At 67.9% G+C, this 19862-nt stretch carries 17 protein-coding genes and 1 pseudogene; 10 read left to right on the forward strand and 8 right to left on the reverse strand.

The annotated features are described in order from the left end of the window. Nucleotides 1-113 precede the first annotated feature (113 nt). Nucleotides 114-1058 (forward strand): DegV family protein, encoded by a 945-nt coding sequence (locus AC3A56_RS06985; protein WP_200946052.1) that lies wholly within the window; start codon nt 114-116, stop codon nt 1056-1058. A 28-nt stretch (nt 1059-1086) separates the two neighbouring features. On the opposite strand, the gene AC3A56_RS06990 is transcribed toward AC3A56_RS06985, so the two are convergent. Continuing rightward, the gene (locus tag AC3A56_RS06990) at nt 1087-1869 is read right to left on the reverse strand and encodes an SDR family oxidoreductase (protein ID WP_056763589.1); all 783 of its coding nucleotides are present in this window, start codon (nt 1867-1869) and stop codon (nt 1087-1089) included. A 102-nt stretch (nt 1870-1971) separates the two neighbouring features. On the opposite strand from AC3A56_RS06990, the gene AC3A56_RS06995 reads away from it, so the two are divergent. Further along, a complete protein-coding gene (locus AC3A56_RS06995; RefSeq protein ID WP_007809979.1) occupies nt 1972-2175 on the forward strand; it encodes a hypothetical protein in 204 nt (67 codons plus the stop codon). A gap of 17 nt (nt 2176-2192) precedes the next feature. Here the strand turns inward: AC3A56_RS06995 and sppA are convergent, their stop codons facing one another. Beyond that, nucleotides 2193-4052, reverse strand: coding sequence for a signal peptide peptidase SppA (gene sppA / locus AC3A56_RS07000; protein WP_487769800.1), 1860 nt, complete (start codon nt 4050-4052; stop codon nt 2193-2195). A gap of 46 nt (nt 4053-4098) precedes the next feature. Further along, nucleotides 4099-5484 (reverse strand): MATE family efflux transporter, encoded by a 1386-nt coding sequence (locus AC3A56_RS07005; RefSeq protein ID WP_487769801.1) that lies wholly within the window; start codon nt 5482-5484, stop codon nt 4099-4101. A gap of 107 nt (nt 5485-5591) precedes the next feature. Between AC3A56_RS07005 and AC3A56_RS07010 the strand changes: the two genes are divergently transcribed. Together AC3A56_RS07010 and AC3A56_RS07015 are read left to right on the forward strand one after the other, a co-directional pair. After that, nucleotides 5592-6794 (forward strand): DUF3667 domain-containing protein, encoded by a 1203-nt coding sequence (locus AC3A56_RS07010; RefSeq protein ID WP_487769802.1) that lies wholly within the window; start codon nt 5592-5594, stop codon nt 6792-6794. A 387-nt stretch (nt 6795-7181) separates the two neighbouring features. Continuing rightward, nucleotides 7182-9356, forward strand: coding sequence for a primosomal protein N' (locus AC3A56_RS07015; RefSeq protein ID WP_487769803.1), 2175 nt, complete (start codon nt 7182-7184; stop codon nt 9354-9356). A 16-nt stretch (nt 9357-9372) separates the two neighbouring features. On the opposite strand, the gene tatC is transcribed toward AC3A56_RS07015, so the two are convergent. From tatC to AC3A56_RS07035, 4 genes and pseudogenes are all read right to left on the reverse strand, one after another. Then, nucleotides 9373-10131, reverse strand: coding sequence for a twin-arginine translocase subunit TatC (tatC, locus tag AC3A56_RS07020; RefSeq protein ID WP_056717091.1), 759 nt, complete (start codon nt 10129-10131; stop codon nt 9373-9375). Next, the gene (gene tatB, locus AC3A56_RS07025; RefSeq protein ID WP_487769804.1) at nt 10118-10567 is read right to left on the reverse strand and encodes a Sec-independent protein translocase protein TatB; all 450 of its coding nucleotides are present in this window, start codon (nt 10565-10567) and stop codon (nt 10118-10120) included. The genes tatC and tatB overlap by 14 nt, the downstream gene beginning before the upstream one ends. An 18-nt stretch (nt 10568-10585) precedes the next feature. Continuing rightward, nucleotides 10586-10825 (reverse strand): Sec-independent protein translocase subunit TatA, encoded by a 240-nt coding sequence (gene tatA, locus AC3A56_RS07030; RefSeq protein ID WP_487769805.1) that lies wholly within the window; start codon nt 10823-10825, stop codon nt 10586-10588. Nucleotides 10826-10888: 63 nt separating this feature from the next. Further along, a pseudogene (locus AC3A56_RS07035) lies at nt 10889-11560 on the reverse strand (lipid-binding SYLF domain-containing protein); the annotation flags it as partial. Between the two features lie 147 nt (nt 11561-11707). On the opposite strand from AC3A56_RS07035, the gene hemH reads away from it, so the two are divergent. Next, nucleotides 11708-12844: a ferrochelatase gene (hemH, locus tag AC3A56_RS07040; protein WP_487769806.1), complete on the forward strand. Its 1137-nt coding sequence runs from the start codon at nt 11708-11710 to the stop codon at nt 12842-12844. Further along, nucleotides 12837-13667 (forward strand): alpha/beta fold hydrolase, encoded by an 831-nt coding sequence (locus AC3A56_RS07045; RefSeq protein WP_487769807.1) that lies wholly within the window; start codon nt 12837-12839, stop codon nt 13665-13667. The genes hemH and AC3A56_RS07045 overlap by 8 nt, the downstream gene beginning before the upstream one ends. Nucleotides 13668-13692: 25 nt before the next feature. Here the strand turns inward: AC3A56_RS07045 and AC3A56_RS07050 are convergent, their stop codons facing one another. Beyond that, a complete protein-coding gene (locus tag AC3A56_RS07050; RefSeq protein WP_487769808.1) occupies nt 13693-15414 on the reverse strand; it encodes a dipeptidyl-peptidase 3 family protein in 1722 nt (573 codons plus the stop codon). A gap of 126 nt (nt 15415-15540) precedes the next feature. Between AC3A56_RS07050 and AC3A56_RS07055 the strand changes: the two genes are divergently transcribed. From AC3A56_RS07055 to AC3A56_RS07070, 4 genes are all read left to right on the forward strand, one after another. Further along, complete coding sequence (locus AC3A56_RS07055) at nt 15541-16893, forward strand: TCR/Tet family MFS transporter (protein WP_487769809.1); 1353 nt, start codon at nt 15541-15543, stop codon at nt 16891-16893. Then, a complete protein-coding gene (locus AC3A56_RS07060) occupies nt 16890-17396 on the forward strand; it encodes a DUF1993 domain-containing protein (protein ID WP_056717098.1) in 507 nt (168 codons plus the stop codon). The genes AC3A56_RS07055 and AC3A56_RS07060 overlap by 4 nt, the downstream gene beginning before the upstream one ends. An 87-nt stretch (nt 17397-17483) precedes the next feature. Next, nucleotides 17484-19127, forward strand: a complete 1644-nt coding sequence (locus AC3A56_RS07065; protein ID WP_487769810.1) for an NAD(P)/FAD-dependent oxidoreductase — start codon at nt 17484-17486, stop codon at nt 19125-19127. A gap of 78 nt (nt 19128-19205) precedes the next feature. Continuing rightward, nucleotides 19206-19859: a DsbA family oxidoreductase gene (locus AC3A56_RS07070; protein ID WP_487769811.1), complete on the forward strand. Its 654-nt coding sequence runs from the start codon at nt 19206-19208 to the stop codon at nt 19857-19859. Nucleotides 19860-19862: the final 3 nt, after the last annotated feature.

The raw sequence follows: 19862 nt of genomic DNA on the forward strand, positions 1-19862 counted from the left end.
CGGCCCCCGACCAGCCGGATCATCGCGGCGTTCGTTCAAAGTCGCGACAGACGCCACAATCACGGCCCTCATGTTATGTTTTGCCTGCCATCAATGTTGCGGGGGACTACCTGATGCGGATGGGTCTGGCAATCGATGCGGCCTGCGATCTTTCGCAGGAGTTCCTTCAGAAGCACGACATCGCGGTGATGCCGATCACGGTCCGGATCGACCGCGAAGTCTTCATGGATGACCGCCGGCCGGAGGAGATCCAGCGCTTCATCAACCGCCGGCTGGGCAACCGCAGCCATTCGGCCGAGACCGAACCGTGCCCGGTGGAAGAGGTCCAGAAGCTGTTCCTGGAAAAACTGGTGCTGGAACAGGACTGCGTGTTCTGCCTGACCATCACCGCCACCCGCAGCCCGATCAACGAGCACGTCAACAAGGCCAGCTTCGGCATCCTCAAGAACTATCGTCAGGTGCGCGACCAGGCCGGCGTCCCCGGCCCGTTCATGATGCGCGTGGTCGACACCCGCAACATCTTCGCCGGCGCCGCGCCGGCGATCTACGAGGCGACCCGTCTGATCGCCGCCGACGAACCGCCTGCGGCGATCCGCGAGCGACTCACCCATGTCGCCAATCACACCTATGGCTACATGCTGCCGCGCGACCTTTACTACCTGCGCGCCCGCGCCAAGAAGAAGAACGACCGCAGCGTGGGCCTGGTCAGTGCCATGCTGGGCTCGGCACTCGACATCAAGCCGATCCTGCGCTGTTTCCAGGGCGAAACCGGCCCGGTCGGCAAGGTGCGCGGCTTCGAGCAGGGCGCCGAAGCGCTGTTCGGCTACGTGACCAAACGGGTCCGCGCCGGCCTGATCGTGCCCATGGTGTGCGCCAGCTACGGCGGCGACCTTGCCGTGCTGGAGCACCTGCCCGGCTATCTCGAGCTGCGCCAGGCCTGCGAGGAATGCGGCGTCGAGCTGATGGAAGCGCCGATGAGCATCACCGGCATGGTCAACGTGGGCGAGGGCGCGGTCACCATCGGCTTTGCCGCCGAGGATCACGTGGCCGAGTTCTGACGCCGCGGCGCGCCGGCGCGCGCAAGGCTCAGAAGCCGTAGTTCAGGAAGCCGCCATCCACCGCCAGCACCTGGCCGGTGATGTAGCTGGCTGCGGGCAGGCACAGGAAGGCGATCGCCGCCGCGACTTCCTCCGGTTCGCCGATCCGGTCCAGCGGCGTGCGATCGAGCACCTCGTCGAGGTAGTCGGCATCGGCCAGCGCCGGTTCGGAGCGCTGGGTGCGGATGTACCACGGCGCCACGGCGTTGACCCGGATGCCGTCCACCGCCCATTCGGCGGCCAGGTTGCGAGTGAGCTGGTGCAGTGCGGCCTTGCTCATCCCGTAGGGCGAACCGGTGCGCACGTGGGTCATTCCGGACACCGAGCCCACGTTGACGATCGCCGCATGCGCGTGCTGCACCAGCTGCGGATGCGCCAGCCGGCACATCTCGAACGCGCTGAAAAGGTTCTGCTCGAAGATCCGGCGCCAGTCGTCCACGCGATAGTCGAGCGTGGCGCCAGGCTGGTTGCCGCCGGCGTTGTTGACCAGCAGCGACAGCGGCGTGCCCAGGTCGGCGATCCAGTCGAACACGGCCAGCCGATCCTCCGCTTCGCTGACGTCGGCGGCGAACGCCATCACCTCGCTGGCGGGGAAATCGTCGGCCAGCTCGACCCTGACCTGCTCCAGGTGATCCGCATCGCGCGCCACCAGCAGCAGGTTGGCGCCCAGCCCGGCCAGCTCGCGCGCCGTAGCGTGGCCGATGCCCTTGCTGGCGCCGGTGATCAGGGCGTTGTGGCCTTGCAGTTGCCAGGCATCGAGGCGGCTGTTCATCCGGTCAGCTTAAAGCCTCATACGCAGGCTGCCAACGCGTTCCTTGCCTGGCGCCCGCCACTGGCGGGACACTCGCCGCATCCATCATGCACGGACATCGCCATGAAGCTGCTGCCGCTCCTGCTCTGCCTTGCCGCGCTGGGCGCATGCTCGCGCAAGCCGCCCGAACCGCAGGCGAAACCGGCCGCGGTCAGCACGCCGTTCGACGCGATGCGCGCCGACGAGCAGCGCGCGAAGGACGTCAGCAAGGCGCTGGAGAAAAAATCCGCCGAGCAGGACAAGCAGATCGAGGCCGCGGGCCAGTAGCCGCTGGCGGCCTCAGCTCAACGCGGACGGCACAGGCAGTCAGCGTAGATGTTCGGCGTGCCCGCCTTCGCATTGCGCAGCAACTGCAGTTCGGGGGCTTTCGCCGGCAGCTGGGCGACCCAGTCCGGCAGGCGCACGCCGAACGATTGCAGCACATGCACGCTGGCGCTCTGGCTGAGGCCCATCAGGAAGCGCTCGAAGCCGCCTTGCGGCGGTTCCACGTAGCGCACCGGATAGTCCTTGCCCAGCCGGGCCAGACGACCCGCCTCGGCCACCGCCGCGTCCAGCCCGCCGAGCTGGTCGACCAGGCCACGCTGCAGCGCCTGCTCGCCGGTCCACACCCGCCCCTGCGCGATGGCGTCGATCGCCTGGTAGCTCTTGCCCCGGGCCCTGGCCACGCTGCCCACGAAATCGCGATAGCCCTTGTCGATGATCGCCTGGATCACCGTGCCGACCTTCGGATCGAGCGGACGGGTGATGTCGAACGCGCCGGCCATCGGTCCGGTGCTGACGCCATCGCTCTGCACGCCAAGCCTGGCCAGCGTGCCTGGTACCGTGTAATACAGGCCGAAGATGCCGATCGATCCGGTGATCGTGTTGGGCTCGGCGAAGATGCGGTTCGCATTCATCGAGATCCAGTAGCCGCCGCTGGCCGCCACGTCGCCCATCGAGACCACCACGGGAATGCCGGCCGTGCGGGTCAGCTCGACCTCGCGGCGGATCTGCTCGGCGGCATACACCTCGCCGCCGGGCGAATTGACCCGCAGCACCAGCGCCCTGGTCTTGCGATCCTCGCGGGCGCTGCGGATCAGCGCCGCCGTCGATTCGCCACCGATCGAACCGGGACCGCGCTTGCCGCCGGCAATCTCGCCCTCGGCCACCACGATCGCCACGCCCGCGGCGGGCAGATCGCCATCGCTCGACACCGCGGAGGCATAACGGTCCAGCGCGATCTGGCGGAAGTCGTGGCCCTTGCGGTCGGCCGGTACGCCTTCCTTGCGCATCATCGCGATCAGGTCGGCCCGCGTGGCCAGCCCATCGACCAGGTGCTGGTTCAGCGCCAGCTCGGCGAGGTTGCCCTGGGTGCTGGCGATATGCTCGGGCAGGTTGTCGACGTCGTCGCGCAACGTGGCGGGGTCCAGCTTGCGCAGCTGCGCCACCTCGGCCAGGTAGCCCGTCCACAGGCCACCCATCCAGTAGCTGTCGGCCTGCTTCGCCTCGGTCGAGGCGTGGTCGAGGATGTACGGCTCGGCCGCGCTCTTGAACTCGCCGACCCGGAACAGGTGGACGTCCACGCCGAGCTTGTCCAGCAGGTCCTTGTAGAACAGCCGGTAATTGGCCAGGCCGGTGAGCATCACGCCGCCCTGCGGATCGACCAGCAGCCGGTCGGCGTGGGCCGCCAGGTAATACTGGCCCTGGTCCAGGTTCACGCCCCAGGCGATCACCGGCTTGCCCGCCGCCCGGAACCGGTCCAGCGCCGCGCCGACTTCGCGCAACGCGGCAAAGCCGCCGCCCTGCAGTTCATCGGGCAGCAGCAGGATGCGGCTGATCCGCGGATCCTTCGCCGCGGCATCGATCGCGCCGGTCAGGTCGCGCAGTTGCACCTGCCTGGGCTCTTCGCCGGACAAGCCGTCCAGCGCGCGCTGCAGCGGATCGATGCTGGACTGCTCGACCAGCTGCCCCCGCGGCTTGATCACCAGCACGCTGTCGGACTGCACCGTGCGATCCACGTCGGCGCCGAGCACCAGCAGCAGGACGAACAGCAGGCCGAAGAACACCACGTTGATGATGATCAGCCGACAGCCGTTGATGAAACGCCCCACGGCGCAGAGAAAGGCCCAGAAGCCGTTGCGGCGGAGCGGTGGCGGTGAGGTCATGCGATGGGTAGTCCGTGTTTGATGGGCCAGCGTAGCGGGTCGGGGGTCAGGCCGCTGCCGTGATCGACAGGTGGCGGCGCCAGCGCTGTTTCCAGGCGCTGCGCCAGAAGCGGGTGAACAGCATCACTGCAGCCACCGACAGGCCGGCGATCAGGCCGATCCACATGCCCCGCGCGCCCATGCCGTGATGGAACGCCAGCCACCAGCCCACCGGCATGCCGACCACCCAGTACGCGAACAGGGTGATCGCCATCGGCACGCGGGTGTCCTTGAGGCCTCGCAGCGCGCCATTGGCGGCCACCTGGATGCCATCGGAAAACTGGAACACGCCGGCCAGCATGATCAGTTGCGCGGCCAGCATGATCACCTTCGGATCGTGCGTGTACAGCGTGGCGATGAAATGGGGCAGGCCCAGCATGAAGCCGGCCGAAACCAGCTGGGTCAACAGGGTCAGGCCGATCCCGCAGAAGCCCGCGTAACGCACGCCCTGCTCGTCGCCGCGCCCCACCGCGTTGCCCACCCGCACGGTGATCGCCATCGCCAGCCCCAGCGGGATCATGAAGAAGAACGAGGCGATGTTGATCGCGATCTGGTGGCTGGCGATCACCGACTCGCCCAGTGTGGCGATGATCAGCGCGGTGGCCACGAACAGCCCGGCCTCGGCCAGCAGGGTCACCGTCATCGGCAGGCCGATGTGCAGCAGTTGGCCGATCCGGCGCAGGTCCGGCCATTCGAAACGCTCGAACAGTCCCAGCCCGCGGTAGTTGCGGCGGAAGACCACATAGATGCCGAACGCCAGCATCTCCAGCCACAACACGATCGCGGTGGCCACGCCGCAGCCGTGCGCACCCTGCGGCGGGATGCCCAGCTTGCCGAACATCAGCACGTAGCCCAGCGGAATCAGCAGGACCAGCCCGCCGAGGCTGAAATACATCGACGGCCGGGTCAGCGACAGTCCTTCGGACAGGCCGCGCAGCGCGAAGTAACAGGTCAGCGCCGGCGCGCCCCAGCTGATCGCCAGCAGGAAACGCTGCACGTCGTGGCGCAGGCTCGGCGTCACCCCGATGAAATCGATCAGCGGTTCCGCGTGGCGCACCGCGAACCACAGCAGCACGCCCATGCCCAGCGCCATCCACAGCGCCTGGTGGAACACCGCGCCAACCTCCGGCCGGCGCCCGGCGCCATCGAGCTGGGCCACCGACGGCGGCACCGCCATCATCATGCCGATGCCGCTGACGATCGCCAGCGACCAGATGTTCGCGCCCACCGCCACCGCGCCCAGCACGTGTTCATTGACGTGGCCGGCCAGCACCGTGTCGATCACGTTGCTGCCGATCGCCGCCAGCTGGGCAGCGATCAACGGCAGCGCAAGACGCACCGTGGCGCGCACCTCGTGCTGCAGACGGGCACGTTCGGGACGGAAGGGTTTCATCGACACAGCAGACTCCAGAGCCGGTCATTCTACCTGAGCCATTCGTCACGGCCGCCGCCCGGGCAACCTGTGCGACTATTCCCCGCTGCGACGGACTACGGACTGCCATGAAGCAGCTCACCAGCTACGAAGGAATGCATTGCGCCAACTGCGGCGCCCCGATGCAGGGCGAGTTCTGCCACGAGTGCGGGCAGTCGATCCACAGCGTGCTCAAGCCGATGCACCACATGTTCGAGGAGACCGTGGAGACGGTGCTGCACATCGACGGTCGCATCGTGCACACGCTGCCGCCACTGCTGCTGAAGCCGGGGTTCCTCACGCTGGAATATTTCGGCGGCCGGCGGGTGCGCTACATCGCGCCGTTCCGGCTGATGTTCGTGCTGTGCCTGTTGTCGTTCTTCGTGTTTCACCTGGCGATCGACCAGTTTGCCGACAAGCTCCCCGCAACCGGACTGCCGCTGGTGAAGGTGGACAGTTCGGAGATCGAAGGCGCCGCCACTCCGGCTGACGTGCGCAAGGCACTGAAGGAGGAACTTGACGGCCTGCAGAGCGCGCGGGAAACCGGCGTGCTGCCGCCCAAGGCACTGGAACGCATCCAGGCCGCCGACCAGGAACTTCGCCAGAAGGCCAACCAACGCCTGATTGCGCTGGGCGCCGCGCCGATGCCGGCCAGCTCCGTCGCCGCATCGCCGGAGCCGGCACCGGCACGGAGCGCCGACAGCGCCAAGCCGGCGAAAGTCCGGTCCGCCAGGGCCAGGGAAGCCTCCGAACCGATCCACGTCAGCTGGCTGCCGGACGTAGTTAACGCCCGCCTGACCACGCTGGGCCAGCGCTTCCGCGACAACGTACGGGCGTACAAGGACGGTGATCCCGCCACCCGCGCCGAAGCCAAGCAACGCATGATCAATGGCGTCTTCGGCGCGCTACCGATGACCATGTTCGTGCTGATCCCGGTGTTCGCCGGCCTGCTCAAGCTGTTCTACATATTCCGCCGACGGCTGTACATGGAACACCTGATCGTGGCCCTGCACAGCCACGCCTTCATGTTCATGAGCCTGCTGCTGATCACCCTCGTCGGCATGCTGTCGAGCTGGCTGCGTCCACATGCGGCCTGGACCGGCGAGGTGCTGGGCTGGGTGCAGACCCTGCTGATCCTGTGGATCCCGACCTGTCTGCTGATCATGCAGAAACGGATCTACCACCAGGGCTGGCCGATGACCGTGGTGAAATTCTGGTTCATCGGCTGGTTCTACTTCTGGTTGCTGATCTTCGCGCTGACGATCGCCGCGCTGCTGGGCATGGCTCACTGAGCCGGTTTTTCGATGGCTCCGCCAGCGGTTTTGCACAGCATCAACTGACTGTCAAGGCACTGCTCACGGGTTTGTCAATTGTGTGAACCATGCCCGAACGCATTTTGCATGTACTTGATCGAAAACAATTTTTCTACGTGACCAAAACGTCGTCAAGCCGTCATGAAGGGCGCCACCACGCCCTTTGCGGCCTGCCCTCCCCGTTGCATCCACAGACTTATCCACAGCCGCTGTGGATAAGCGTAAAACCCTCCCCGGGATAGCCACTTACCCCCGACTCCTCGATAGACGGGGAGCAAGTTCACGCAACTCCGGGCGAGCGGCCGCACATGGCGTGGCGAGCCGGACGGGGCCGGCGGTTACACTGGCCCGCCCATGAGGTCGCCCATGCCCGCCGTCCTGCGCATCGCCCTGCCGGTGCCCCTGCCTACCCTGTTCGATTACCTGCCACCGGCCACGGGAGAGGCTGGCGTGGGCAGTCGGGTGTTGGTGCCGTTCGGCCGTGGCAAGAGCGTCGGCGTGGTGGTGGCGATCGAGGCCGCCGCCGCGGTCGAGGGCGGCCGGCTGAAGCAGGTGACCCGTCTGCTGGACGACGAGCCCCTGCTCGACGCCGAACTGATGCAGACCCTGGCCTGGGCCGCCGACTACTGGCTCGGCGCGCCGGGCGAGGCATACGCGAACGCCTTGCCGCTGGCTTTGCGCGAAGCGAAGCCGTTGCCGCCGATCGGCGACGAGTACTGGTCGACCACCGCAAGCGGGCGCAGCGCGCACGATACCGGCAACCGGCGCGGCGGCAGCAAGGCCTTGCTGGCCCTGCTCGCCACGGGAGCGTTGAGCGCGCAGGAACTGACCGAACGCCTGCCCGGCTGGCGCGAAGCGGCCCGGCGGCTGGCCGCGGCCAGCCTGCTCGAACGCAGCGAACGCCCGCCAGCGGATCACCGGCCGCCACCATCGCCGGCACCGCAACTCAACGAGGAGCAGCAGCAGGCGGTGGCCACGGTGGGCGCCAGCCTCGGCGGCTTCCAGCCCTTCCTGCTCGACGGCGTCACCGGCAGCGGCAAGACCGAGGTCTACCTGGCGCTGATCGAACAGGTGCTGGCACAGGGCAAGCAGGCCCTGCTGCTGGTGCCGGAAATCGGCCTGGCGCCGCAGACCGTGCGGCGCCTGCGCCAGCGGCTCGGCGTGCTGATCGAGGTGCTGCATTCGAACCTGTCCGAGGGCGATCGCGCCCGCGCCTGGCTGCGTGCACGCGCCGGCACGGCGCGGGTGATCCTGGGCACCCGCTCGGCGATCTTCACCCCGCTGCCGCAGGCCGGGCTGATCATCGTCGACGAGGAACACGACGGCTCCTACAAGCAGCAGGACGGCTTCCGCTACCACGCCCGCGACCTGGCCGTGGTGCGCGCCCGGGCGCTGGGCGTGCCGGTGCTGCTGGGCTCGGGCACGCCGTCGCTGGAATCGCTGGCCAACGCCGAGGCCGGCCGCTACCGCACCCTGCACCTGCGTGCACGCCCCGGCGCGATACGGCCGCCCCAGGTGCAGATCATCGACATGCGGGCGCAGCGGCTGGAGCACGGCATGTCGCCCGCCCTGCTGGCCGCGGTGGCGGACACGGTGGCGCGCGGCGAACAGGCGCTGGTGTTCCGCAACCGCCGCGGCTACGCGCCGGTGTTGTTGTGCCACGCCTGCGGCTGGCACGCCGACTGTCCCCGCTGCGAGCGGCCGCTGACCCTGCACGCGGGTCGGCGCCAGTTGATCTGCCACCACTGCGATTATCGCCAGCGCCTGCCCGCCGCCTGTCCCACCTGCGGCGCCGGCGATCTCAAGCCGCAGGGCCAGGGCACCGAGCGGCTGGAGGAGGCGCTGGTCACGCTGTTTCCGCAGGTGCCGGTGCTGCGCGTCGATCGCGAGACCACCCGGCGCCGGGACGCCTTCGAGCAATTGCTGGAAACGCTGGCCGACGACCAGCCGGCAATCCTGGTCGGCACCCAGATGCTGGCCAAGGGCCACGACCTGCCCAACCTCACCCTGGTCGCCATCGTCGGTGTCGACGAAGGCCTGCACAGCATCGACTTCCGCGCGGGCGAACGGCTGGCCCAGTTGGTGGTTCAGGTAGCCGGCCGCGCCGGCCGCGCCAGCAAGCCCGGCCGTGTGGTGTTGCAGACCCACCAGCCGGCACACCCGCTGTTGCGCAGCCTGCTGGCGCAAGGCTATGCGGCGGCGGCGCGCGAACTGCTGGCCGAACGCCGGCTGATCCAGTTGCCGCCATACAGCCACCAGGTGCTGCTGCGTGCCGAGTCGGTGCGGCGCGAGGACGTGGACGGCTTCCTCGCCGCCGCACGTGCGGCCTTGCCGCAGGACGATTTACTGCAGATCGCCGGCCCGATGCCCGCGCCGATGCCGCTGCGCGCCGGCCGTCATCGCGCCCAGCTGCTGCTGGAAGCCGCCAGCCGGCGCAGCCTGCACGGCATGCTGCGCTCGTGGCAGCTGGCGCTGGCCAGGCTTCCGCTGGCGCGCAAGCTGCGCTGGTCGCTGGATGTCGATCCGATCGATTTGTACTGACGCCGTTGGCGCGCGATCAGCTGCCGGCAGGCGTCGGCTTCACCGGCTTGACCAGCCAGCGCACCGCCAGCACACCCAGTTCGTAGAGCAGGCACATCGGCACCGCCAGCATGATCATCGAGGTGATGTCCGGCGGGGTGATGAAGGCGGCGATCGCGAACGCGCCCACGATCGCGTAGCGACGACCGCTGCGCAGCTTGTCCACGTCCACGATGCCCACCGCGGCCAGCACCACCACGGCCACCGGCACTTCGAAGCACAGTCCGAAGGCGAAGAACATCAGCATCACGAAGTCGAGGTAGTGGGTGATGTCGGTCATCATCTCCACGCCCTGCGGAGTCACCGCGGTGAGGAACCGGAACGCCGCCGGCAGCACCAGGAAATAGGCGAACGCGCAGCCGACGTAGAACAGCACCAGCGCCGCGGCCAGCAGCGGGCGGGCCAGGCGTTTCTCGTGCTTGTACAGACCGGGGCTGACGAAGGCCCACAGCTGGTACAAGATCATCGGCATGCTGATGAACAGCGACGCATAGAACGCCAGCTTCAGCGGCGTCACGAACGGGCTGGCCACCTCGGTGGCGATCAGGTGCGCGCCCTGCGGCAGGCGCGCCACCAGCGGCGCGGCCAGTTCGGTGTACAGGCGGTTGGCGAACGGCACCAGCGCCAGCAGCACCAGCAGCACCGTGGCGCAGGCCTTGAGCAGGCGCGTGCGCAGCTCCAGCAGGTGCGAGAACAGGCCTTGCTGCAGGTCGATGTCGGGCTCAGGCGTGGCCATGCGGCGGCTCCGGGGGAGACTTCACCGAGGCGAACAGGTCGCCGGTACGGTCGTCGGACCCGGCATCATCGGCGGCGGCGGCGGGCGCTGACGGCGCCTCCGCCAGCGGCAGCATGACCGGGGGCTCCTCGCCCGCCTCGACCGCCGTCGCGGCAGGCGGCGGAATCTCGTTGCCCACCTCGCGGACCTTCTGCACGGCCGCATCCAGCTCGGCCTGCGCCGCCTCGGCGCGGGCGGCCGCCTCGCGCGCGGTGCGCCTGATTTCCTCGATCTGCAATTCGCGCTCCACTTCGGCGCGCACGTTGTCCCAGCCACTGCGCATGCGGCGCAGCAGCGCACCGGCGGTGCGCGCCGCGCCCGGCAGCTTTTCCGGGCCGAGCACGATCAGCGCGATGAGCGCCAGCAGCACCAGCTTGCCGAAGCTGATCTCGATCATCGCCCGCAACCCGCCGGCTTACTTCGGATCGCTGGAGTCGCGCTGACTCTGCGTGGTCTGGCCAGCGGACGACGCGGGCGGATCGGCGCGCAGGCGCTCGGCGTCTTCCTTGCGCTTGGCTTCTTCCTCGTCGCCGTTCAGGCCCTTCTTGAAGTCGCGCATGGCACCACCGAGATCGGAGCCGATGTTGCGCAGCTTGCCGGTGCCAAAGATCACTACGACCACGACCAGCAGGATGATCAGGTGCCAGATGCTCATGTATTACCTCGAAAACGGATCGAACCGGAAACGCCAGCCCGCACGGGCCGGCATTCCGCATCAGCGCGAAGTGTACTCTTCGAGGCGGTCGCGGAAGTCCACCACGGGCGTGGGCACGTTGCTGACGCCGCCCTCGAAGATGCGCCGCGGGGTCACGCCGGCGCCATACACGGCAGCGTTCGCATCATAGTCGATGCGCAACGCCGAACCGTCGAGTGCGACACCGGCGAACAGGCCCCGGCTGCGCGAGTACGAATAGATCTCGGCCTTCAGCTGGGCATCGGTGGAGGCGCTGGCGGTGCGACCCACCGGGCCGGCCGCGGCCGACGCGTCCGCGCCGAGGGTGAACTTGCCGTTGACGATCGAATCCACTCCGCGCTGGGTGCGGAACACCAGGATCACGTCGGTGGAGGACACGCCGGCCTGGAAGCCCACGCTGCCGCCGGTCATGGTGATGAAGCTGGGATTGGACCAGGTGCCGTCCGGGCTCTTCACCGAGATCAGCCCTTCGCCACGGCGGCCGCCGAAGATGAAACCGGCCTTGATCATGTCCGGGATCACCGCGATGGCCCGCGCATTGCGCAACAGGTCCTGCGGAATCGCCTTGTCCGGCGCCTGCATGATGTCGTTCATCACGCGCACGGCATTGCTGGCGCGCACCAGCGGCGGGTCCTCGGCGTGCGCGGCCATCGCCGGCAGCAACAGGGCCAAGCCGATCAGCAGCAGTCGTCGCATTGATTTGTTCAACATGGGCAGCTCCGCTTCGGTTCGGGGTCGGTTTCGGCTGGAATCGGGGGATACGTGTCGAACCCGGCCCCGACGCCAAGTGGGGGTGGCGGGCTTGTGGCAGACTCACTGATCGACGTCGTCACGATCACCACCATGCCATTTCGCAACAACTATACCGGCCTTGCCGGCTATTCCCATGACCCGGATGTTCAGCCTGTTCAGGCTGGCGTCCTGCTGGTCAACCTGGGCACGCCGACCGCGCCGACAGCCCGCGCGGTGCGCCCCTACCTGGCGGAGTTCCTCGCCGATCCGCGGGTGATCGAGTATCCGCGCTGGCTGTGGTGGCTGATCCTGCACGGTGTGATCCTGCGCGTGCGGCCCAAACGTTCGGCGCATGCCTACGCCAGAATCTGGGACACCCGCGGCTCGCCGCTGCGTTTCGGCAGCGAGGCGCTGGCCACGGCGCTGCAAACGGAAATCGCCCGGCAACGGCCACAGGCGCCGGTGAAGGTGGCGCTGGCGATGCGCTACGGCGAGCCTTCGGTGCGCCAGGCGATCGAACAGCTGCAGCGCGAAGGCGTGCGCCGGCTGCTGGTGCTGCCGCTGTACCCGCAGTATTCGGGCACCTCCACCGGCTCGGTGCTCGACGCGGTCGCCGACACCATCAAGCAGCTGCGCTGGCCGCCGGAACTGCGCATCGTCAACGACTACCACGACGATCCGGCGCACATCGAGGCGCTGGCGCGGAGCATCGAACGCTGGTGGGCCGCGAACGGCCGCGGCGAGAAGCTGCTGCTGTCGTTCCACGGCATTCCCGAGCGCTACCTGCACGAAGGCGACCCGTATTTCTGCCAGTGCCACGCCACCGCGCGGCTGTTGCGCGAGCGCCTGCAGCTGGACCAGCAACAGCTGGTGGTGAGCTTCCAGTCGCGGGTCGGTCGCGAACGCTGGCTGCATCCGTACACCGACGCCACCGTGCGCCGGCTCGCCGCCGAGGGTGTGCGCAAGCTCGACGTGGCCTGCCCGGGCTTCGCGGTGGACTGCCTGGAGACGCTGGAAGAGATCGCCATGCAGAACCGCGACTTCTTCATCGGCGCCGGCGGCGAAGCGCTGCGCTACATCCCCGCGCTCAACGACAGTCCGGACCAGGTCGACAGCCTTGCCGCGCTGGTGCTGCGGCACACCCAGGGCTGGCCCGAGTTCGCCGCCGACTACGATGCCGCCGCACACCGGCAACAGCGCATCCAGGCGGGGCAGCGGGCAACAGCCGTCCGCGCCGGCCATGAGTGAGTTCGTCACGATCGACCTGCCGCCGTGCTCGCTGCGCGCGCAGCGCTGGGGCGACGCCGCGCTGCCGCCCTTGCTGGCCCTGCATGGCTGGCTCGACAACGCCGGCAGCTTTGCGCGGCTGGCGCCCCTGCTGGCGGAACATCATCATGTGATCGCGCTGGAGCTGCCTGGCCACGGCCATTCCGATCACCTGCCCGCCGGCAGCCATTACCACTTCCTCGACTACGTGCGCGACGTGCTGGCTGCCGCGGATGCGCTGCAGCTTGCGCGCTACACCCTGCTCGGGCATTCGCTGGGCGCCGGCGTCGCCGCGCTGGTGGCCAGCGCGCGGCCACAGCGGATCGAGCGGCTGTTGCTGATCGAGGGACTGGGCCCGCTCGGCGACGATGGCTCGCACACCCTGCAGCGCTTTCGCGATGCACTGGCGCCGCGCAGCGACAAGCCCCTGCGGGTGTTCCACAGCGTCGAACAGGCGGTCGACGCACGCAGCATGGTCAGCGGCCTGGCCACCGAACTGGCCCGTCCCATCGTCGAACGGGGGCTGCTCGAAACCGGCGGCGGCTGGCGCTGGCGCAGCGATTCACGATTGACCCGATCGAGCGCCAGCCGACTGGCCGAATCGCAGGTGCATGCCCTGCTGCGCGGCATCACCGCACCCACCGCCCTGCTGCTGGCGCAGCCGGCCACCTCGTACCTGCCCGACACGATGATGCAGGCGCGCGCCGCCTGCGTGGCGAACATCACCGTGACGCACATGGACGGTGGCCATCACCTGCACCTGGAACACCCGCAGGCGGTTGCCGACTGGATCGCCGCCGCGTAGGGCGGGCACTGCCCGCCCTACGTCCTCACGTACTCATGCATCGGGGCTGCTTGAGGCCCAGCACGTCCAGCCCCTGCTCGAAACGGATGTCGACCGGGATGTGCGCCTGGTCGAGTCGCTTCAGGTCGCCGGCGAGCCCGGCGTCGACGTTGCCCATCTGCTCGGTGAGCTGTTTCGCGGCTTCGTAATCGCCGTCGCCCTGGATGGTCAGCAGCTTGGCCGACAGCGCGTTCATCGCCGCGGTCATCTTGTCGAAGTCGACGCGGTAGCGGCCGCTGGCTTCGTCGCGGGTGAAGGCACCCTGCTGCTTGAAGAAGTTGAAGCGCACCATGTTCGCCTTGGCGTGCGCGTCGCTGGCGCCGAAGCGCACCGAGCGCAGGATGCCGGCGAGGAAGGTGACGTAGTTGTCCATCAGCTTCGACTTGTCCAGCTCGCCCTTGTCGGCCAGCTTGCTGACCATGTACAGGCCGAGGATGTCGGCCTTGCCTTCCTCGAAGCTGGAGGCCTGGTCCTTCAGCGCCTTGCGTACAGTGCCCTTGCCGTCAAGTGTTTCCTTGATGCCGAGGCCGTGCGCCACTTCATGGAACATGGTGTTCTGGAAGAACGCGTCGAAGGTGAGGTTCTTCTGCTGGTCGTCGGCGATCAGTTCCTTGCCGATCGGCAGCATGATCTTGTCGAACTTCGCCTGCATCACGTTTTCCAGCTGCAGGCGGCGCGTGCCCTTCTTCAGCTGCACCTGCTCGTCGTTGGGCAGGTTGATCGCGATGGTCTTGGCGCCGACGTTGGCGTCGCCGCCGTAGTAGATCGCGAAGTAGGCGTTGAGGTCGGCGTCGGAGCCGGGTTTCTCGGCCTTGTACTTGTCGGCCACCGGCAGGCCGCGCTGCAGTTCGGGCAGGTACTTGGCGAAGCGCGCGAGTTTCGCGCTCCAGGCCTGATCCTTGACCAGCACGTAGGATTCGTAGCTGGCCTTGTAGCCGAACAGCTTGTCCTCGTAGGTCTCGATCGGACCGATCACGATGTCGACCGGGTTGCTCTTCATGTCCATCCAGGCGAAGTCGCTGGCCTGGTAGTCGTCGCTGAGCAGCGCGTCGGCGCGCATCGTGAGGTACTTGCGGAAACCCGCATCCTTCGCCAGTTTCGCGGCTTCGCGCAGCAGGCCGGCGGTCTTTTCCAGTTCGGCCTTGTACGCCTCGTGGTAGGGCACGCTGATCAGCTGGCCCTTGTCGTCGCGGCGCAGCAGGGTGTACAGCCCGGTCTTGTCCTTCAGCGGCGACTGCTCGAACTGCTCCTTCGTCATGTCGGCCGGGTAGAACTGCGCGCCGGCGGGGCGCGGACCGATGCCGTCGACGAAAGGCTTGTCGTTGTCCAGCCGGTCCCACGGGCCGTAGTTAATCTCGGCGAACTCGCGCACCGACGGGTCGCTGATCTTCGCCAGCAGCGCGTCCTTGTCGCCCCAGCCCTGCTTCCAGTACAGCGCGTTCATGCTGTCCGCGGCCTCGACCAGCAAGGCGATCATCTGCTGCTGTTGCGCATCGAACTTCGACAGGTCGGCAGTGAGCTTGACCGTGGCGTAGTCGGCCAGATGCTTGCGCACGGCCGCGGCGGACTCGACGGCATCCGACGCCGTGGCGGCAGGTGCGGGGGCCAGCTCCTCCTTCGACACCGGCGCCTGCGCCGGCGCGTCCTGGTGGGAAGAGCAGCCGGCAAGCGCCAGCAGCAGACAGACGGGAAGCAGACGTCGAACCATGAGGGCAGTCCTGGCAGGAGAATGCTCCATGGTATCGCGCCGATGCCGCGGCGATACCTGACCGGATGCACATGCCGCGGTGCCCCGCTTCGGCTATCGTCGCAGTCCCTCCGCCTCGCCACGCCCATGGACCAGTCGCCGATGCCTGTCGCTCCGCGCCATCGCGCCGCGCTGGCCTTCATCTACGTCACCGTGCTGCTGGACATGCTGGCGTTCGGCATCATCATCCCGGTACTGCCTCACCTGATCGAGCAGCTGGCCGGCGGCGGCATCGCCCGGGCGGCGTGGTGGGTGGGCATCTTCAGCACGGTGTTCGCGATCGTGCAGTTCGTGTTCTCGCCGGTACAGGGCGCGTTGTCCGACCGCTACGGCCGGCGGCCGGTGATCCTGATCTCCAACCTCGGCCTGGCCGTGGATTTCGTGGTGCTGGCGTTGGCGCCCACGCTGTGGATGCTGTTCGCGGCGCGCATCCTGCTGGGCATGACCGCAGCCAGCTTCAGCACGGCCAATGCCTACATCGCCGACATCGTGCCGAAGGAAAAGCGCGCGGCCGCGTTCGGCATCCTCGGCAGCGCATTCGGCCTGGGCTTCATCATCGGCCCGGGCCTGGGCGGTTTCCTGGGCAGCATCGCGCTGCGCCTGCCGTTCTGGGTGGCGGCGGGACTGGCGCTGTGCAACTTCCTGTACGGCTGTTTCGTCCTGCCCGAATCACTGCCGAAGGAACGCCGCACGGCCCGACTCGAATTGCACAGCGCGCATCCGTTCGGCTCGCTGAAACTGCTGCGCCGCCAGCCGCAGGTACTCGGCCTGGCAGTGGTGCTGTTCATGGTCTATCTCGCTCATTACGTGCTGCAGACGGTGTTCGTGCTGTACGCGGATTACCGCTACCACTGGGGCCCGCAGGCGGTCGGCTACGTGCTGATGCTGGTCGGCGGCTGCGACGGTTTCGTGCAGGCGGTGCTCACCGGCAAGCTGGCGCCGCGCTTCGGCGAGCGCCGCGTGCTGCTGGCCGGCATGCTGTTCGGCGTCGGTGCGTTCCTGGTGATGGGCGTGGCCAACGTGGGCTGGGCGTTCCTGTTCGGCATACCGCTGCTGGCGCTATGGGGGCTGGCGATGCCGCCGATCCAGTCGATCATGACGCAGCAGGTCGATCCGTCCGAGCAGGGCCGGCTGCAAGGCGCGATCGGCAGCCTGGGCAGTTTCGCCGGCATCTTCGGGCCGTATCTGTTTGCACAGATTTTCGCGCTGTCGATCGCGCCGGGTTCGCCCGTCCATCTGCCAGGCGCCGCGTTCGTGCTCTCGGCCGTGCTGATGCTGGTCGGCCTGGTGGTCGCGGCGCGGGTCACCCGAAATCTGCCCGCCGTCGTCGCACCGCAACCCGACGAGGCCGCGCCCGTCGTGCTCACCGGCGATCTGCCCGCGCTGGCCATCAACCCCTTGCCCGAATCACTTCACGAACCGCAGGAGAGTCACCCATGACGCTGTCCATGTACCAAGCCTCCGTCCCCGTTTTCACCCGCGCGCTGACCAACCTCACGCATGTGCTGAAGAAAGGTGCCGAACACGCGAAATCGAAGAACGTCAGCGACGAGGTGCTGCTGCAGACGCGACTGATCCCCGACATGCTGCCGCTGATCAAGCAGATCCAGATCGCCTGCGACATGGCCGCCCGTGGCGCCGCCCGTCTGGCCGGCGTCGAACCCCAATCGTTCGAGGACAACGAGACCACGCTGGAACAGGCGTACGGTCGCATCGAACGCGCGATCGAATACATCAAGAGCTTCACGCCGGAACAGATCGACGGCAGCGAGAACCGCACCGTCGTGATGAAGATGCGCACCGGCGAGATGACCTTCGCGGGCCAGGCCTACCTGTTCGGCTTCACCATCCCCAACCTGTTCTTCCACTGCACCACCGCGTACAACATCCTGCGCGAGGCCGGCACCGACATCGGCAAGACCGACTTCATCGGCCAGGCCTGATCGCCGCGCGCCGCCGCGATCTTCGCGGCGGCGCGATATCTGCGAAAATCGTCGCATGCAACTGATGCCTTCACGGAATGCTGGACCATGCTGCGACTGAGCGACCTCAAGCTGCCCCTCGATCACGACGAGGCCGAACTGGCGGCGGCGATCCGCAAGCGCCTGCACCTCGCGGCGGCCGACATCCGCAGCTACGCCGTGGCGCGGCGCGGCCATGACGCGCGCAAGCGCGGCGCGATCGCGCTGATCTATGCGGTGGATATCGACACGCCGCGCGAAGCCGAGCTGCTGCAGCGCTACGCCGACGATCCGCACGTGCAACCGACGCCGGACACCGACTACCACTTCGTGGCGAAGGCGCCCGCGCAACTGCCCCATCGTCCCCTGGTGATCGGCTTCGGCCCCTGCGGGCTGTTCGTGGGACTGGTCCTGGCCCAGATGGGTTTTCGCCCGATCATCCTCGACCGGGGCAAGGCCGTGCGCGAGCGCACCAGGGACACCTGGGACCTGTGGCGCAAGCGCGAGCTGCATCCGGAGTCCAACGTGCAGTTCGGCGAGGGCGGCGCCGGCACGTTTTCCGACGGCAAGCTGTACAGCCAGATCCGCGATCCGCAGCACCATGGCCGCAAGGTGCTGACCGAGTTCGTCAAGGCCGGCGCGCCGGAGGAAATCCTCTACGTCAGCAAGCCGCACATCGGCACCTTCCGGCTGGTGTCGATGGTGGAGAACATGCGCGAGACGATCGAGTCGCTGGGCGGCGAGATCCGCTTCAGCCAGCGCGTGGACGACCTGCTGATCGACACCGACGCGGACGGCGAACGCCGCGTGCGCGGCGTCACCCTGGCCAGCGGCGAGCAGATCCGCTCCGACCACGTGGTGCTGGCGCTGGGCCACAGCGCACGCGACACCTTCGAGATGCTGCACGCCCGCGGCGTCTATCTCGAAGCGAAGCCGTTCTCGATCGGCTTCCGCATCGAACATCCGCAATCGGTGATCGATCGTGCCCGCTTCGGCCCGCAAGCCGGCCATCCCATTCTTGGAGCAGCGGACTACAAGCTGGTGCATCACTGCAAGGGCAGCCACGCGGGCAACGGCCGCTCGGTGTACAGCTTCTGCATGTGCCCCGGCGGCACCGTGGTGGCGGCCACCAGCGAACCGGGCCGCGTGGTCACCAACGGCATGAGCCAGTATTCGCGCAACGAGCGCAACGCGAACGCGGCGGTGGTGGTCGGCATCGAGCCGTCGGACTTTGCCGCGTTCGATCCCGCCGGCGGCCCGCTGGCCGGCATCGCGCTGCAACGCGCGCTGGAAAGCCACGCCTATGCGCTGGGTGGCGAAAACTACAGCGCGCCGGCGCAGCTGGTCGGCGATTTCCTCGCCGGCCGCGCCTCGCGCGAGTTCGGCGAGGTGCAGCCGTCGTACAAGCCCGGCGTGATGCTTGGCAGCCTGGACAGCGCCCTGCCCGACTACGCCCTCGCCGCGATCCGCGAAGCGCTGCCCGCATTCGAACGGCAGGTCCGCGGCTACGCGATGCCCGACGCGATCCTCACCGGCGTGGAGACGCGCACCTCCTCGCCCGTGCGCATCAAGCGCGACGACAACCTGCAAAGCCTCAACACCCGCGGCCTGTATCCTGCCGGCGAAGGCGCCGGTTACGCCGGCGGCATCCTCTCCGCCGCTATCGACGGGATCAGGATCGCCGAGGCGGTGGCCTTGAGCATGACCCGGTGAACACCGGCCCTCGTCACCATTGAACAGTTGCGCGGCGCCCCAATTCTGGAGAATCCGATCCCTGTTCGAAGGCCTGCCATGACCACCCCCGCCGCCCTCCGCATCGACTTCGTCTCCGACGTTTCCTGCCCTTGGTGCGCGGTGGGACTGGCTTCGCTGCAGCAGGCGCTGGCCAGGCTCGACGGCGAGATCAGCGCCGAGATCCACTTCCAGCCGTTCGAGCTGAATCCGCAGATGGCGGCCGCAGGCGAGGACTCCACCGAGCACCTGGTGCGCAAGTACGGCAGCAGCGCCGAGCAGATCGACGCCAACCGCGCGGCGATCCGCGAGCGTGGCGCGGCGCTGGGCTTCACCTTCAACATGGATCGGCGCAGCCGCGTCTACAACACCTTCGATGCGCACCGGCTGCTGCACTGGGCCGGACTGGAAGGTCGCCAGCTGGCGCTGAAGCAGATCCTGCTGCGCGCGTACTTCACCGATGGCGAGGACGTCAGCGCGCACGACACCTTGCAGCGCCTGGCCATCGAGGCGGGACTGGACGGTGAACGCGCACGGCAGATCCTGGCCGGCGACGAATACGCCGACGACGTCCGCGAGCAGGAACGGTTCTTCACCTCGCGCGGCATCCATTCGGTGCCGGCCACCATCGTCAACGGCCAGCACCTGATTTTCGGTGGCCAGCCGCCGGAGGCGTTCGAGCAGGCCTTGCGGCAGATTGCTGCGGGCGAGTAGGCC

It is taken from the genome of Rhodanobacter sp. Soil_C_14 (genome assembly GCF_057657335.1).